15 protein-coding genes are annotated in these 14,378 nt (G+C 66.9%); 6 read left to right on the forward strand and 9 right to left on the reverse strand.

Going from position 1 to position 14,378, the window contains the following annotated elements; all coding sequences use genetic code 11:
• Nucleotides 1-5: 5 nt before the first annotated feature.
• Nucleotides 6-200 carry a hypothetical protein gene (locus tag ABE483_RS01745; RefSeq protein ID WP_313209863.1) on the reverse strand — a complete coding sequence of 65 codons (195 nt, stop codon included), beginning with the start codon at nucleotides 198-200 and terminating at the stop codon, nucleotides 6-8.
• A 6-nt stretch (nucleotides 201-206) separates the two neighbouring features.
• Nucleotides 207-458: a hypothetical protein gene (locus ABE483_RS01750; protein WP_313209861.1), complete on the reverse strand. Its 252-nt coding sequence runs from the start codon at nucleotides 456-458 to the stop codon at nucleotides 207-209.
• Nucleotides 459-640: 182 nt separating this feature from the next.
• On the opposite strand from ABE483_RS01750, the gene ABE483_RS01755 reads away from it, so the two are divergent.
• The 5 genes from ABE483_RS01755 (at nucleotide 641) to ABE483_RS01775 (ending at nucleotide 5,908) form a co-directional block, all read left to right on the forward strand.
• Nucleotides 641-1,186: a sugar dehydrogenase complex small subunit gene (locus tag ABE483_RS01755; protein WP_346480957.1), complete on the forward strand. Its 546-nt coding sequence runs from the start codon at nucleotides 641-643 to the stop codon at nucleotides 1,184-1,186.
• A gap of 46 nt (nucleotides 1,187-1,232) precedes the next feature.
• The gene (locus tag ABE483_RS01760) at nucleotides 1,233-2,873 is read left to right on the forward strand and encodes a GMC family oxidoreductase (protein WP_346480958.1); all 1,641 of its coding nucleotides are present in this window, start codon (nucleotides 1,233-1,235) and stop codon (nucleotides 2,871-2,873) included.
• Nucleotides 2,870-4,267 (forward strand): cytochrome c, encoded by a 1,398-nt coding sequence (locus ABE483_RS01765; RefSeq protein WP_346480959.1) that lies wholly within the window; start codon nucleotides 2,870-2,872, stop codon nucleotides 4,265-4,267. Before ABE483_RS01760 ends, ABE483_RS01765 begins: the two co-directional genes overlap by 4 nt.
• The gene (locus ABE483_RS01770; RefSeq protein WP_346480960.1) at nucleotides 4,264-5,535 is read left to right on the forward strand and encodes a carbohydrate porin; all 1,272 of its coding nucleotides are present in this window, start codon (nucleotides 4,264-4,266) and stop codon (nucleotides 5,533-5,535) included. Before ABE483_RS01765 ends, ABE483_RS01770 begins: the two co-directional genes overlap by 4 nt.
• An 82-nt stretch (nucleotides 5,536-5,617) precedes the next feature.
• Complete coding sequence (locus ABE483_RS01775) at nucleotides 5,618-5,908, forward strand: hypothetical protein (RefSeq protein WP_346462409.1); 291 nt, start codon at nucleotides 5,618-5,620, stop codon at nucleotides 5,906-5,908.
• Between the two features lie 41 nt (nucleotides 5,909-5,949).
• On the opposite strand, the gene ABE483_RS01780 is transcribed toward ABE483_RS01775, so the two are convergent.
• From ABE483_RS01780 to ABE483_RS01790, 3 genes are all read right to left on the reverse strand, one after another.
• Nucleotides 5,950-7,197 carry an arsenic transporter gene (locus ABE483_RS01780; protein ID WP_346480961.1) on the reverse strand — a complete coding sequence of 416 codons (1,248 nt, stop codon included), beginning with the start codon at nucleotides 7,195-7,197 and terminating at the stop codon, nucleotides 5,950-5,952.
• A 31-nt stretch (nucleotides 7,198-7,228) separates the two neighbouring features.
• A complete protein-coding gene (locus ABE483_RS01785) occupies nucleotides 7,229-8,428 on the reverse strand; it encodes an MFS transporter (protein ID WP_346480962.1) in 1,200 nt (399 codons plus the stop codon).
• Nucleotides 8,429-8,641: 213 nt separating this feature from the next.
• Nucleotides 8,642-9,112 carry a hypothetical protein gene (locus ABE483_RS01790; RefSeq protein WP_265308006.1) on the reverse strand — a complete coding sequence of 157 codons (471 nt, stop codon included), beginning with the start codon at nucleotides 9,110-9,112 and terminating at the stop codon, nucleotides 8,642-8,644.
• Nucleotides 9,113-9,296: 184 nt separating this feature from the next.
• On the opposite strand from ABE483_RS01790, the gene ABE483_RS01795 reads away from it, so the two are divergent.
• Nucleotides 9,297-9,653, forward strand: coding sequence for a YkgJ family cysteine cluster protein (locus ABE483_RS01795; RefSeq protein ID WP_313218440.1), 357 nt, complete (start codon nucleotides 9,297-9,299; stop codon nucleotides 9,651-9,653).
• Nucleotides 9,654-9,682: 29 nt separating this feature from the next.
• Here ABE483_RS01795 and ABE483_RS01800 read toward each other — a convergent pair whose 3' ends face one another.
• Genes ABE483_RS01800 through ABE483_RS01815 form a run of 4 tightly spaced genes read right to left on the reverse strand, consistent with a single transcriptional unit; the run spans nucleotide 9,683 to nucleotide 14,328 of the window.
• Complete coding sequence (locus tag ABE483_RS01800) at nucleotides 9,683-10,795, reverse strand: ABC transporter permease (protein ID WP_346480963.1); 1,113 nt, start codon at nucleotides 10,793-10,795, stop codon at nucleotides 9,683-9,685.
• Entirely contained in the window at nucleotides 10,792-11,979 is a 1,188-nt protein-coding gene (locus ABE483_RS01805; protein ID WP_346480964.1) for an ABC transporter permease, read from the reverse strand. The genes ABE483_RS01800 and ABE483_RS01805 overlap by 4 nt, the downstream gene beginning before the upstream one ends.
• Nucleotides 11,976-12,992, reverse strand: a complete 1,017-nt coding sequence (locus ABE483_RS01810) for an efflux RND transporter periplasmic adaptor subunit (protein WP_346462400.1) — start codon at nucleotides 12,990-12,992, stop codon at nucleotides 11,976-11,978. Before ABE483_RS01810 ends, ABE483_RS01805 begins: the two co-directional genes overlap by 4 nt.
• Nucleotides 12,985-14,328: a TolC family protein gene (locus ABE483_RS01815; protein WP_346480965.1), complete on the reverse strand. Its 1,344-nt coding sequence runs from the start codon at nucleotides 14,326-14,328 to the stop codon at nucleotides 12,985-12,987. The genes ABE483_RS01810 and ABE483_RS01815 overlap by 8 nt, the downstream gene beginning before the upstream one ends.
• Nucleotides 14,329-14,378: the final 50 nt, after the last annotated feature.

Below are 14,378 nucleotides of genomic sequence, written 5' to 3' on the forward strand. Positions count from 1 at the left end.
GGGCTTCAGCGCACCTGGAGCGAAGCCTGCAGCGCCGTCGCCAGCGCCGCGTCACCATTCACCAGCTCGGTCCACTTCAACGTGAGGCCGTTCCGTTTGCCCTTGGACACCAGCTTCATCCCGTCTGGATCGATGGTCAGCGTATAGGTCTCGTCGCCGATCTGGACTTCCCGGCGCAGTGGTTTATCGAGTGGCGTCATGACGTGCTACGGCTTCGGCGGCGCTGCGTGTTTCGGCTCCGCGGAGCTCTCGGTGCCATGGCCGGAGTCCTGCTCCTCGGAGGCCGCCGTGCCGCTGCCACCCCCGGGCACGTTACGCGCGGCCTCACCACCCGCAGGCGCCGTCGCGGCGGCAGGCTGCTCGATCGCATCGGCATGCTGGCCTTGCTCGTTACGCTCATCCTGGCTGCAGGCCGACAGCGCGAGGGTCGCGAGGGCACTCAACAACACGATTCGCATGGCGATTCTCCTGCAGTGATGACGAATCCGGTTTGTAGCGCCGACGCCGTTGGCGATGCGTGATCACCCCGTTGATCACTCTTTGACGACAACCGCATGGAGTACCCTTGCCGCCGTCGATGCTTAGCCGTTCCGTGGTCTACGGGCGGGGAGCCGGCGTGTTACGGAGCAGAGTTCACATCATGAGTATTCCCGAGGGATTGGACGGGCGTCGTCGGGGGCAGGGCCTCACACGACGAGGCTTCCTTCTTGCGGTCGGTTCGGTGTCGCTGCTCGCGGCCTGCCGTGACAAAGCGCCTGCGGTGGCAGCGCCGGCTGCCACATTGCCTGCGGCAAAGACCGACACCGCCTTCCTCGACCTCTCTCATGCCCTGACCGGCAAGACCGATCTGGACCCGGCCACGGCCGACCGGATCGAACAGGCGTTTGCCACCCTTCAGCCAGCGCTGCATGCGCAGTTCCCCGCCTTGGTCACCCTGGCAGGACAGGTCAGTGGCGCGCAGGCGCTGATCGCGGCCGCTGGCGATGCCAAGCCCGCGGCCCTGGCCATCATCACCGCGTGGTACACGGGCACCGTTGGCAAAGGCGTGCATGCCGTGACCGTGTCCTACCGCGATGCGCTGATGCAGCGCTGCGTGGATGACGGTCTTTCACCGCCGACCTACGCCCAAGGTGGCCCCGCCTGGTGGACCGCTGAGCCGCCGGCCCCGATTCGCGCCCACGCCTGAGCCTGCGCGGTCCTTTTTTCCCTGTTATCGATCTGGAACCCCTCCCATGAAAGCTCCGGTTTTCCGTGATGGCGACGCCGATGCCGACGTCGTGATCGTCGGTTCGGGCGTTGTCGGTGCATTGATCGCCCACCAATTGGTGCGCGCCGGCAAATCGGTCCTGGTCCTTGAGGCCGGCCCCCGTCTGAACCGTTCCGACGTGGTCGAGAACTGGCGCAACGTCAGCTTCGAACGGCGCATCGGCAGCGATTTCCAAGGGCCGTTCCCGCAATCGAAATTCGCCACGGCGCCACTGTACTTCCCCGCCAACGACTACGTCGGCCTGACCGGCCCCGATGCCAGCAGCTTCCATCAGGGCTTCATCAAGGCAGTCGGTGGCACCACCTGGCATTGGGCTGCCTCCTGCTGGCGCCATCTGCCGGTCGATTTCAAGATGCAGTCCGCCTACGGGGTCGGGCGCGATTGGCCGATCAGCTACGAGGACATCGAGCCGTACTACTGCCGCGCTGAAGAGGCCATGGGCGTCTCCGGGCCGAACGACCCCGCGCAGCAGAGCCCCTCGGAGCGCTCCAGGCCGTACCTGGCCGACATGATTCCGTGGGGCAACGGCGACAAGGTGTTTGCCGAGGTAGTCAATCCGCACGGCTACAACCTGGTGCCGATTCCGCAGGGGCGCATGATCAAGCCCTGGAATGATCGCCCCGCGTGCTGTGGCAACAACAACTGCCAGCCGATCTGCCCGATCGGCGCCATGTACAACGGCGTCCATACCGTGCATGCTGCCGAAGCGCTGGGCGCCAAGGTGCTGGCCGAAGCCGTAGCGTACAAAATCGACACCGATGCGCAGAACCGGGTCACCGCCATCCACTGGTATGACAGCGACAAGGTCAGCCACAAGGCTACCGGCCGCAGTTTCGTGATCGCCTGCAACGCGCTGGAAACGCCACGCCTGCTGCTGCTCGCTGCCAACGAACAGAACCCGAACGGCATCGCCAATTCGTCCGACCAGGTCGGGCGCAACATGCTGGACCACTCCGGCTTCCACTGCTCCTTCATTGCGGACCGCCCGATCTGGCTGGGGCGTGGCCCGGCGCAGTCCAGCTGCATGGTCGGGCCACGCGATGGCGCGTTCCGGTCGGAGTATTCGGCGACCAAGATCATCCTCAACAACATCAGCCGGGTGGCGATCGCCACCGACCAGGCGTTGAAGATGGGGCTGGCCGGTGAGGCGCTGGACGCGGAAATCCGACGGCGCGCGATCTACGGCGTGGACCTGTCGATCAGCCTGGAGCCGCTGCCCGACCCGACCAACCGCCTGACGCTGTCCACGACCCGCGTCGATGGCCACGGCCTGGCGTGCCCGGACATCCATTACTCGCTGGGCGACTACGCGCGCAAGGGCTACGACAAATCCTGCGAGCAGCTGCGGCACATCGGCAAGCTGTTCAACGCCGAAGAATTCGTGATCACCACGGCGCTCAATGCCAACAACCACATCATGGGCTCGACCATCATGGGCGCGGACCCGCGCGATTCCGTGGTGGATGGCGATTGCCGCGCGCATGATCACCCGAACCTGTGGCTCCCAGGTGGCAGCGCGATGGTCTCGGCCAGCGTCGTCAACAGCACCTTGACCATGGCCGCGCTGGCCCTGCGCGCGGCCGATGCCATCGAGCGTGCGGCATGAAGACCTTCCTGCTCATCGCATTGGGCCTGCTGGCCGGCGTCAGCCACACCGCGCGCGCCGACGACGCCGTCGAACGTGGGCGCTACCTGTCCGTGGCCGCGGACTGCGTGGCGTGCCACACCAGCCCGAAGCAGGGCAAGCCCTACGCCGGCGGCTACGCGATCGCCTCGCCGCTGGGTGAGATCTGGGCGAGCAACATCACCCCGTCCACGTCCCACGGCATTGGCAACTACACGGAGGCCGATTTCGCCAAGGCGGTCCGGGAGGGCGTGCGCAAGGATGGTGCCCGTCTGTATCCGGCGATGCCGTACACCTCGTACGCCAAGCTGACCGACGAGGACATCCACGCGCTGTACGTCTACTTCATGCAGGCGGTCGCCCCGGTCGATGAGGAGGCACGTACCACCGAACTGCCATTCCCCTTCAGCGTGCGCTCGTCCATGGCGGTGTGGAATCTGCTGTTCCTCGACAAGACCCCCTTCAAACCTGATCCGGCGCAGAGTGCCCAGTGGAATCGGGGTGCCTACCTGGTGGAAGGGTTGGCGCACTGCTCCAGCTGCCACAGTCCACGCGGCCTGATGATGCAGGAAGTGGGCGGCAAGGCCTTTGCCGGTGGTTCGCTGGGCGATTGGTACGCGCCCAACATCACCTCGCATCCGATCAGCGGGATCGGCGGGTGGACCGATGACGAACTGGCCCAGTACCTGAAGACCGGCCGAGCTGAAGGCAAGGGGCAGGCCGGTGGCGGCATGGCCGAGGCGGTGACGAACAGCCTTTCCAAACTGCGCGACGAAGACATCAGCGCGATCGTGACCTATCTGCGGACGGTGCCGGCGGTGGCCGACAAGGACGCCACCCGCGCGGCCTTTGCCTGGGGCGATGCCGCCACGGCGCCGGGCGAGCCCGCGATTCGCGGCACGGACGCGCCCATCGCCTCGGGTGCGGTGCTGTATTCCGGCCTCTGCGCCAGCTGCCATGGCTCGCGTGGCGAGGGCAGCAACGACGGCTACTACCCGTCGCTGGTGCACAACAGCACCGTGGGCATGGTCCGGCCACAGAATCTGGTCGCCACCATCATCGGCGGCATCGACCGCGAAGTGGATGGCGAACATGTACTGATGCCGCATTTCTCCGAGGGCTCGTACGTGCAGGCGCTGAGTGACGCGGACATCGCGGCCGTCGCCACGTACGTGCGGACCACCTTCGGCCCGGGTGACCAGGTCACCGAAGCGCAGGTCGCGTTGATCCGCGACGGCGGTGAGAAGCCGCTGCTGGCCAAGATCGCGCGCCTGTGGCTACCGTTGCTCATCCTGGGGCTTGCGGCTTTCGTGGTGGTGATCCTGCTGGTGCGACGCGCGTGGACCAGGCGCAAGCAGCGGAGGGCTTCGGCATGAAGCGCACCTCCTTCGTTGTAAGCCTCGGGCTGATGGCCTCCGCGGCCGTCTTGCCGGCATGGGCGGCTGAACCAGAGGTCCCCAAACCCAAGACCGTGGACACCATTGCCCAGACACCGCTCAGTGCGGACTGGGCGGCCCGCATCTGGCTGCAGGACCGTGGCGTGACCCCGAGCGCCCGCATCGTGATCGCTACGGGCGTCAACAGCGACGGCTACAAGGGCACCGGCTGGTCCACCGCCGAGCACGTTGATTTCGGTGCCATGATCGATACCGGCAAGGCCTTCGGTTTCGACGGCACGATGCGGGTGGTGTTCTCCGACCGCTTCGGCAATGCGGTCAATGACCGCTCGACCGGTTCCTACGTGCAGAACCAGGCGTTCTATGGCCAAGGGCAGAACCTGCGCTTCAACGAGCTCTCCTACGAGCGCTGGCTGCTGGACAAGCGGTTGAGCCTGAAGGGCGGCTTCTACTCGATGGGCAACGACTTCGGCGGCTTGCCGTACACCTGCAATTTCAACAACAACGGCCAGTGTGGTCATCCGCTGGGCCCGATCTACAGCTCCGGTTGGCTGGACAATCCGACCGGCCAGTGGGGCCTGCGGGTGAAGTGGGCTGATCCCTCGGGCTGGTACGCACAGACCGGCATTTACGATGTCGTGCCGATGCGCAAGCAGGAGGGCAGTGGCTTCCGCGTGTCCGACCGTGGCAAGACCGGCCTGTTCCTGCCCGTGGAAGTGGGCTACAGCCACGGCAACACCGGCGAGCATTACGGTGGCACCTACAAGGTCGGCTATTACCTGGACACGTCCAACGCGGACGACATCGGCAATCCGGCCGCACCGCGCGCGTCGCATCGCAGCGGTTCGTACATCCAGCTGGCGCAGCGCGTGCTGAAGCCCGAAGGCGACACCGTGCGCGGTCTGTCGGTATTCGGCGTGGCCACGCGTGCGGATGCCAGGACCGGCCTCATGCGGTACTCGTGGGAAGCCGGCCTGAGCTGGCGCGGTGTGGTGGCATCCCGCGAGGATGATGTGCTGAGCCTGGCGTGGACCCGGCTGGACATCTCCGACCGCCTTGCCCAGTACCAGCGCATCACCGGCAAGGACGTGCAGAGCAACGAGCAGTTCGTGGAGCTCAATTACGGTGTGCAGGTCACTCCGTGGCTGATCCTGCGGCCTGCGGTGCAGTATGTAGCCCGTCCCGGGGCGTATGAGAGCCGCCCGGACAGCTGGGTGTTCACGCTGCAGGCGCAGGCTACGCTCTGATCACACGACACGGTCGTCCAGTGCACGCACGCTCCACAGCGGGCTCACTAAAGTGGGTGCCACTTCATCGAGGCTGGCACGCGTGAACCTGCAGACGACCGTTTCCCTTCCGTTCCCCCGTCGCGCGATGCCCGACAGCTGCCACTTCGACCTGCTGGATGTGAGCGCGCTGCAGGACCCCTGCAGCGGCCGCATCGTCCACCTGTATTCGATGGTGGCGCGCTGCCTGTCGTGTGAGGTGATCTTCAAGGCGCAGGAAGGCGCTGGCTTTGTCAGTACCTCGGCCGCGCGGGTACTGCGTTGCCCGACCGGCTGCGGCGAGCAGTCGCTCAAAGCCGCCACGCTGCGCCAGTGGACCCCTAAAGCCGCCTGAGCGTGTCGGCGTCACGGCATTGCCGCGACGCCACGCGATCATCAGAGCAGCAGCAACGCCGCGATCAATGCCGGTGGCATCACCAGCATGCCCAGCTTGAAGAACTGCAGCGCGCTGACGTTCTCGCCCTCCCGACGCAGCGCGACCAGCCACAGCATCGTCGCCAGCGATCCCGTCACCGACAGGTTCGGACCCAGATCGACACCGATGAGCAGCGCCGCGCGGGTCTGCGCCGGCAGCTCCGCCATCTGCCCCAGCGAGCCGGCCACCAGCCCGATGGGCAGGTTGTTGGCCAGATTGCTCGCCACCGCTGCCGCGATCCCTGCCACCCAGCTGGCTTCCGAAGGCGAGGTCCGTGCCAGCGCATCCAATGCGTGCGCCGCCGTGCGGATCACCCCGGTCTGGGCAACGGCTTCGACCAGCACGAACAGGCCAGCCACCAGGGGCAGCACCCCCCAGGCGACGTGACGCAGTATCGGCAGCGGGCTGCGACGCTGGCGAAGGCGAACCGCCGCCAAGGTGAGCGCACCTGCGCAGAAGGTCGTCACGCCGAGCGGGCCGTTCATCGCCGAGGTCACCAGCAGCACGATGCCGGTGAGCCCGACACCGATGGCGCACAGGCGACCGCCCTCGGACAGGGCGCGGTGCTCGATCCGCTCCGCCAGGGGGTGCGCGATCTCACGGCGCTGAGCCAGGCGCAGCACCAGATACGTCATGGTGATCGCCGCCAGCGACGGCAGGCTGAACTGCCGCAGCCACTCAGGCAGCGAGGGCATGTGGCTGCCGAACACGACCAGGTTGGCGGGGTTGGAGATCGGCAGCACGAAGCTGGCTGCGTTGGCAATGAAGGCGCAGACGAACAGGTAGGGCAGTGGATTGGCGCGGGCCGCTTTGCAGGCCGCGTAAACCGCCGGTGTGAGCACCACGGCGGTGGCGTCGTTGGACAGGAAAATGGTCACCAGCGTGCCAACCAGGAAGACCAGATCAAACAGGCGCCGCCCGGATCCCTTGGCGTGCTGGACGGCATACATGGCCAGCCAGTCGAACAGGCCTTCGTGACGCGCCAGCTCGGCCAGCACCATCATGCCGATCAGGAACAGGTAGACGTCGCCGCCTTCGGCCACCGCCCCGATGGCAGTGGGGATGGGCACCAGACCTGTCGCCACCAGCACCACGGCAGCGCCCAGTGCCCAGACATACTCGGGGATCCGCCAAGGACGAAAGATGACACCGCTGGTGGCAACGGCGGTCACCATCCAGATGATCAGGGAGGTTGTGGGGACGTGCATGCATGGCTCAGGAATAACGCAGTGGCTGGCGTCAGGTCGCGTCCGTCGGTGCTGCCACCGTGGAAGCGCGGCCTGTGTGAGGTCGGGTCTCCGGCATGGCCATTGCCAGCACGAAGGCCAGGGCTGCAATCGCCGCCAGGGTCAGGAACGCGACATCATACCCAGCGGACTGCACGATCACCCCGGCCAAGCCCGGACTGAGCGCAGCACCCAGCCCGAAGACCGTCGAGACTGCACCGAGCGTGACGTTGAATCGGCCGGTTCCCTGGGTCAGATCACTGACCATGACGGGGAGCAGCGCCCCGAAGATACCCGCACCGATGCCATCCAGCAGTTGCACGCCCAGCAGCCATGCCGGCGCATCGGACAGTGGGTAAAGCACGCCACGGATCGGCAGGATCAGAAAGCCGGCCAACAGCAGTGGCTTGCGTCCCCACACATCGGCCCGTGTTCCGACCAGCATCGCGGCCGGCACCATGACCAGTTGTGCCGCGACGATGCACGCCGCCGTCAAGGTGGTGGCCAACGCAGGGTTGGTATGGGAGAGTTTCTGACCGACCAGGGGCAGCATCGCCGCGTTGGCCAGGTGGAACAGCGCACAGCACGCTGCCAGCATGAGCAGGGTACGGTCGCGCAGGAGCATGCCAAAGGAGGATGGCCCCGGCTGTCGCTCCGGTGCGGCCGGCGATCCGCGCGCCTGCTCATGGTCAATGGCTTTGGCCGGCACCATCAGCACCGCGGCCACGCTGGCCAGGGTGAGTGCGGCCATCAGGTAGAACACCACGACCGGGCCTCCGATGTACGCCAGCCCCCCGGCCAGGACCGCCGCAACGGCGTTCCCTGCGTGATTGAACGTCTCATTGCGACCCATGCGCCGCGCGAACGCCCGTGGCCCGACGATGCCCAGCGAGATGGCCGCGATCGCCGGGGCAAAGACGGTACCCGCGACGGCGCTGACAGCCTGGGTCGCGGCCACGAGCGTGAACGAGGTGATCCACGGCAGCACGACGCAACTGCCGGTGACCAGAAGGGCAGCGATGACGACCGTGGCCCGCTTGGCGTTGACCCGATCCATCAGCGCGCCTGCCGGCGTCTGCGCCAGCAGGGCAGCGAGTCCCGCCACCGTCATCACCAGGCCGATGCTGGCTGGGTCCCATTTGTGCACGGCCAACAGGTAGATCGCAAGATACGGCCCCAATCCATCGCGGACATCGGCCAGGAAAAAGTTCACGGCGTCAAGCGCGCGATCAGCCGAGCGCACGGGCAAGGGGGCAGGGGGAGGTGGGTTCACGTGCGTTGGCTCGATGCTCGCTGGGTCAGCCCCGATGCCGGTGGGGCGCGCATGTTATGCGCGTCCGCCTGTGATGGTCGTGTGGCGCCACACGCAGAAGAGCCCCGGAATCTCCAGGGCTCTGGGTACCATGTGCTTCAGACCGACCGGGTTTTACAGCCCCCACTTCTCCGGGTCGGCGTGCTTCTCTTTGTAGATCACACCCGAGAAGTCCACATGGAGCTCGGTCCACTCGCCACCCTTACGGCGTGCGAGCACTTCGAAGTGCTTGGGCTTGCGCGCGGGTTCGCCGGTTGGCGTCCAGCCATCCTTCTTCACTGCGGCCACGGCGACACGAGGATCCGCCGGCCCCTCCGGGTGACGATGCTTGGGGCCGTGATGCGGCTTCTTGTGCTCCACCTCTACAAAGCTGCCGCCCTTCCTGGCGATACGGGCCACTTTGATTTCCGACGGACGCTGTTCCCCTTCCAGCCTGACGGCAACGCCTTCCTTGAGCGCAAACGCCTCTGCCCCTTTGGGGCCGAGGTCTGCCAGATACGCCTGATCGTTGCAGATCAGGGTGAAGCGGTGCGCGAACACGTGTTCGATGACGCCGGCGAGGGCGACCTTTTCATGGTGCGGCATGCATTTCTCCTGAGAGCGCCCAACCGCGGGCGCTCTGGTTCAATGCGTCTGTCCGCCACAGATTCAAGCGGCGCGCCCGCGGCGTTCAGGTGGCCGCAAGCCGGCCCACCGACCCTGTCGGCGTGAACACTGCGCCAACGCGTTAAAATGGCACACCGCCGACGCCGTTCCAGGGCCCATCGCAATGCCATACACCACCCGCGACGCGATCCAGCGGCTGCGCGAGCAGATCCCGACCTTCCGCTGCATCGTGGGGTGTACGGACTGTTGTGGCCCGGTCACCGCCTCAAGTGAGGAAGTGGCGCGGCTGCCGGTCAAGAGCGATGCCGAGCACGCTGCCGCGCTGGCGGAGCTGAGCTGTCCCTATCTGGGCAAGCAGGGCTGTGAGGTCTACGAAGAACGCCCCTTGATCTGCCGCATGTTCGGGACGACCCCCAGCCTGCGTTGCCCCAACGGCCAGCGTCCGGTCTACATGCTGGATGAGTCGGTGGAGAAGGAGATCCATCAGTTTCTTCGCAGCACGCGGCAGGTGCTGATCTAGCAGCGCTGGGCCACCAGCGAGGCTCAAGGTCAGTCCGGCCTGCGTGCGCCCAGCCGCCATATCGCCAGACCACCGTAAAGCGCCAGCAGCGCGAGCAGGGTCCAGAGCTCGTGGCTGACTTCACCCAGGCTGGCATCCATCTGATTCAACCGCACCATCAGGTTGATGCCGGGCGTGGTCGGCAGCAGGTGGGCCAGGGCCACCAGCACGGGCGGGGAGGTGACCGCCGGCCAGGACAGGTTGGCCAGGAAGAACAGCGGGATGGAGCAGGCGACGACCACCTGGAAGGCACGTTCTCGGGTCGCGAAAAAGCTGCCGATGAACAGCCCGAACGCCACCGTGGCGGCGATGAACAACGTGCCGCCCAGCAACTGCCCGAGTGGATTGCCACCACGCGGGTAGTCCTGCACCCACGCGGTGAAACCGGCGTAATACAGCAGCCCGAGCAGGCCGATGGCACCGAAGCCAATCGCCATGCCGGCCAGTGTCGGCATGTCAAAGCGCAGGCGCCGGCCCAACGCCAACCGTCGCGCGCCGAGCAGTACGCCGATGCCCATGAGCAGCGTCTGATGCACGATCAGCTCGGCCACGCCGGGCACGATGGCGCTGCCGTACCCTTCCTGCGTATTGAACAGCGGGCGCTGCACCAACGTGATCGGCGGTGCCTGCGGCGCCCCCATGAACGCCGCTTGGGACACGGCCGCCTCGCGCGCGAACGCGGTCAGGGCCTCGGCCACGCCGCCGAGCACCCAACTGGCGCGGCCCAGGTAGGCGCCGTTGCCCATCAACACCAGATAGCCGTGGCTGCCGCGCAGAATGTCGCGTTCAAGGTTGGCCGGGATCAGCAGAATGCCTTCGGCCTTGCCGGTTTCCAGCACATGGCGTGCCTGGTCGATGCTGGCCGGCTGATCGACGATGCGGACCGTGTGCAGCGCGTCCACCCGCCGCAGCAATTCTCGACTGGTGGCACTCTGGTCGTGGTCAACCACCACGATGGGCAGGTTGCTGGCTACCTGATGGCGGTAGGCCGCCGGGTAGAAGAACGAGTACAGCACCACCGCGCCGACCATCAACACGACGGCATACCGGTCGGTGAGCACCGTGCGCAGGGTCAGGCGCAGGCTGTCGACGAAGCGGCTCATGCACCGGCCTCGCGCGGTGCGCCCGGCAATGCTGGATCGGCGCTGCGCGCGGCAGCAATCAGCCGCCAGCCACCGATGCCACCGGCCACCACCCCCATCAGCAGCAGCGTGCCCAGCGGCCACAGCGAGACACTCCAAGGCGCGCCGACGAACTGCTGCTGGGTCTGCAGTTTCACGTAGGCGGTCAGTGGCAGCAGGAGATTCCAGACCCGGGTGAACAGCGGCGCATCGACCACCGGGAAGGTGGCGCCGGAAAATGCCAGCGCGGTGCCGATGCTCAAGCCGATCGCGGAAAGCGATGTGCCCATGTCCCGGGTGAGCCCGACAAACAGCAGGGCTACCGCCGCACAGGCCAGGTAGAACACCGGTTGCCCCAGCATCAGCAACAGCGCACTGCCGGCGATGCCATCGCCACGGAGCAGGGCAAGGTAGAGCACCCCAAGTGCACCGTACATCGAGAACAGCAGCACGTATGGCACGACCTTGCCGGCGATCGCCGACCACGGGGTGTCGCCCAGCCAATCGCGCAGTTGCCCATCACGGACCTCACGGCCCAGGCTGGCTGCCACGGCCAGTGCCAGCCCCAGCGACAGGATCGCCGGGAACAGCAGTGGCAGCAGGAACAGCTCATAGCTGCGTGCCGGGTTGTGCAGGATGTCCGACTGCACGGCGATCGGCGGGGCGCGCAGCGTGGCCGGGCCGACCTGCTTGCCGATGCGCTCGCCCAGCAGCCGCGCATTCCAGGCGCTGACGGCTTCGACGATATCGCGCACGGCGGATTGGCCGGTGGTGAGGTAGGTGGCGTTGTAGTACGCGAACACCGTGCCCTGTTCACCACGCAGCGCCTGCCGGGTGGCATCGCGCGGCACCAGCACCACCGCGAACACCTCCAGCCGGCGCAGCTGCGATTGCGCTTCGGCCAGGGTGGACGGCTGGCTGGCAATGGTCACGCCGGGGCTGGCATCCAGCATGCGGGCCAGTTGTCTGCTTTCCGCGCTGCGGTCGAGGTCGACCATGGCGATGGGGATATCGCGCATCACCGAGGCGGCAAACAGCCATGCCATCAACCCCAGCATCACGGCCGGCAGCAGCGTGACCAGCAGCAGATCGGCACGATCGCGGCGCAGGTGCTCAAGCTCGCGCTGGAACGAGGCTCTGGCACTCGCCCACACCGACCGGCTCATCCCTGCGGCCACCCGAACAGCACACTCATGCCGGGGCGGAAGCCTTCCACCGGGGCGACCGGGCGCAGCCGGATCTCGAAGCTGCGCACGTCATAGCCGGACGACTGCCGGGTGGCACGCCACGTGGCGTAGTCACCGGCAGGATTGATGAAATACACCTCGAACTCGGCATCACGATCCAGCGCGGGTACGTTGCCGCGCAGGCGGGTACCCACCTTCAGGCCCCGCATCTGCGATTCGCGCAGGTTCACCGACACCCACATGCGGTCGATGTCGACCAGGGTGAAGACCGGGTAGCCGGCCGGGACCAGCTCGCCGATATCCGACATGCGCTTGTTGATCTCACCGGCCATGGGCGCGCGGCCGTTGATCTCGTCGCGGGCCGCATCCACCTCGGCCACGGCGCCCTGCGCCTGGCGAACCTGGCCCTGCGCGGCGCGCTTGTCCTGGTCGCGCGCGCCGGCCAGCGCCTGGTCGTACTGCGCCCGTGCGGCATTGGACAGCTCGCGCGAACTGCGCGCCTGGGCCAAGGCCTCGTCACGTTTCTGCCGCGTCATCACGCCTTCGTTGTACAGGTTCTGCACGCGCTGATAGGTGGCATCGGCAAGGGTGGCACCCGCCTCGGCGCGTTTCCAGTTGGCCTGCGCAGCACGGATGTCCTCGCTGCGTGCCCCTTGGTCGGCCTTGTCGGCCACCGCACGCGCCGCTTCCAGCGCGCCCTGGGCCTGCTGCTCCTTGGCTGCCACTTCGGGGCTGTCCAGCACGAACAGCACCTGGCCGGCGGTGACCCGGTCGCCCTCGCGCACCTTCAGCTCGGCCAGCCGCGCGGTGATCTTCGCCGCCACGTTGACGGTGTCGGCATCGGCCATGCCCTGCAGCTGTTCGGCCGGCGTGCGCCAGGCCAGCCACAGCCCGACCACGACGACGATCGCCAGTACCAGCGCGATGAGGATGCCGGCCTTGCGTTTCTTCGGCGGCGGCGCGTCGGCCGGCGCCTGCAATGTGTCATTCATGCGCGATCACCTCGTCGCCCCGGCGGCGGAATTCTTCATATCGGTCCATCTGTCCACTGATCTCCAGCAGCTGTGCCAGCGCCACGTCGTACTGATACGCGGCCTGCGCGCGTTCCACCTGTGCGCCGCCCAGCCCCAGGCGCGCATCGATCACATCCAGCGAGGTGGCCTGGCCCTCGCGGAAGGCCAGCTCCTGCAGCCGCAGGTTCTCGCGGTTCTGTTCGATGCTGCTGTCCAGCAGCAGGAACTGTTGGCGGGCGGTATCCAGTTCGTACCAGGCCTTGCGCACGCCCAGCGTCACCTGGTTCTCGGCTTCGCGCAGGCCGGCTTCGGCCTGATCCTGCTGCGCGCGGGCGGCGCTGATCTGGGCAGGACGCGAGGTGGGCGACAGGAAGGTGTACTTCAGGCCGATGCCGAACGCCCAGTCCGGGTCGGTCAACATTTCGTCGCGGCGGCGGAAATCGTACTGGCCGAACAGGAACACGGTGGGCTTGAGCTTGGCCTGCTGCACGCGCACGCCTTGCTCGGCCTGGGCCACCAGGGCCCGCAGGCGGGCAATCTGCGGTTGCCGGGCCTGTGCATCGCGTTCGAAGGTAGGCAGCGCACCGATCGGCGCGCGATGCACAAACAAGGGCGACAGCGGGCGGACGTCGCCACCGCTGCGCAGCAGGGTGGCCAATGCGGCCTTCAGCGTCTGCAGATCATTCAGCGATTTCTGGTACTCGCGCTCGGCCTTGTCGCGGGCCACATTGGCCTGCAGGCGCTGCGCGCGGGTGGCAAAGCCTTCGCGTTCCAGCTTCAGGGCATCATCGAGGTGACGCTGCAGCCCATCGCGCACCTCGCGGCGCACGTCCACCGCCTGCTCGGCGAGGCGCTGGCCGAAATAGGCCTGGACCAGTTGCACGCTCAGTGACTGGCGCTGCGATTCGCGCTCGGCGCTGGCCTGATCGGTCGCGCCGGCAGCGGCCTGTTGGGCGGCGGGGATCAAGCCACCGGTGTACAACGGCAGTACCGCAGTGACCACCGGGCGGGTGCGCCAGTCGCGCTCGGTGAACTGCAACGGCGAGTCGATGCCGAAGGCCTCAGCGACCGGCGCCAAGGACCCCAGCGGCAGGGTGAGCGTCTTCTGGAACTGCAACCGGCGCACTTCACCGGTGATCTCGGGCAGGCGCAGCAGGCGGGTGGCGTCCTGCAGGTCCTGCTTGTTGCGCACCGACGCATCCGCCGCGGCCAGGGCATCGGACACCTGTTCCAGCCGCTGCTGGGACTGCTGCCAATCCAAGGCGGGGACCGTGGCGCCGTCCGGTACGGGCTGGGCGATGGCAGCGCCACTCATGCAAAGCAGGGAGAGACAGGTAAGTCCTTTTAACGCGCGCGTTGGCGGCC

The sequence above is a fragment of the Stenotrophomonas sp. TWI602 genome (assembly GCF_039674045.1).
Lineage (GTDB): Bacteria > Pseudomonadota > Gammaproteobacteria > Xanthomonadales > Xanthomonadaceae > Stenotrophomonas.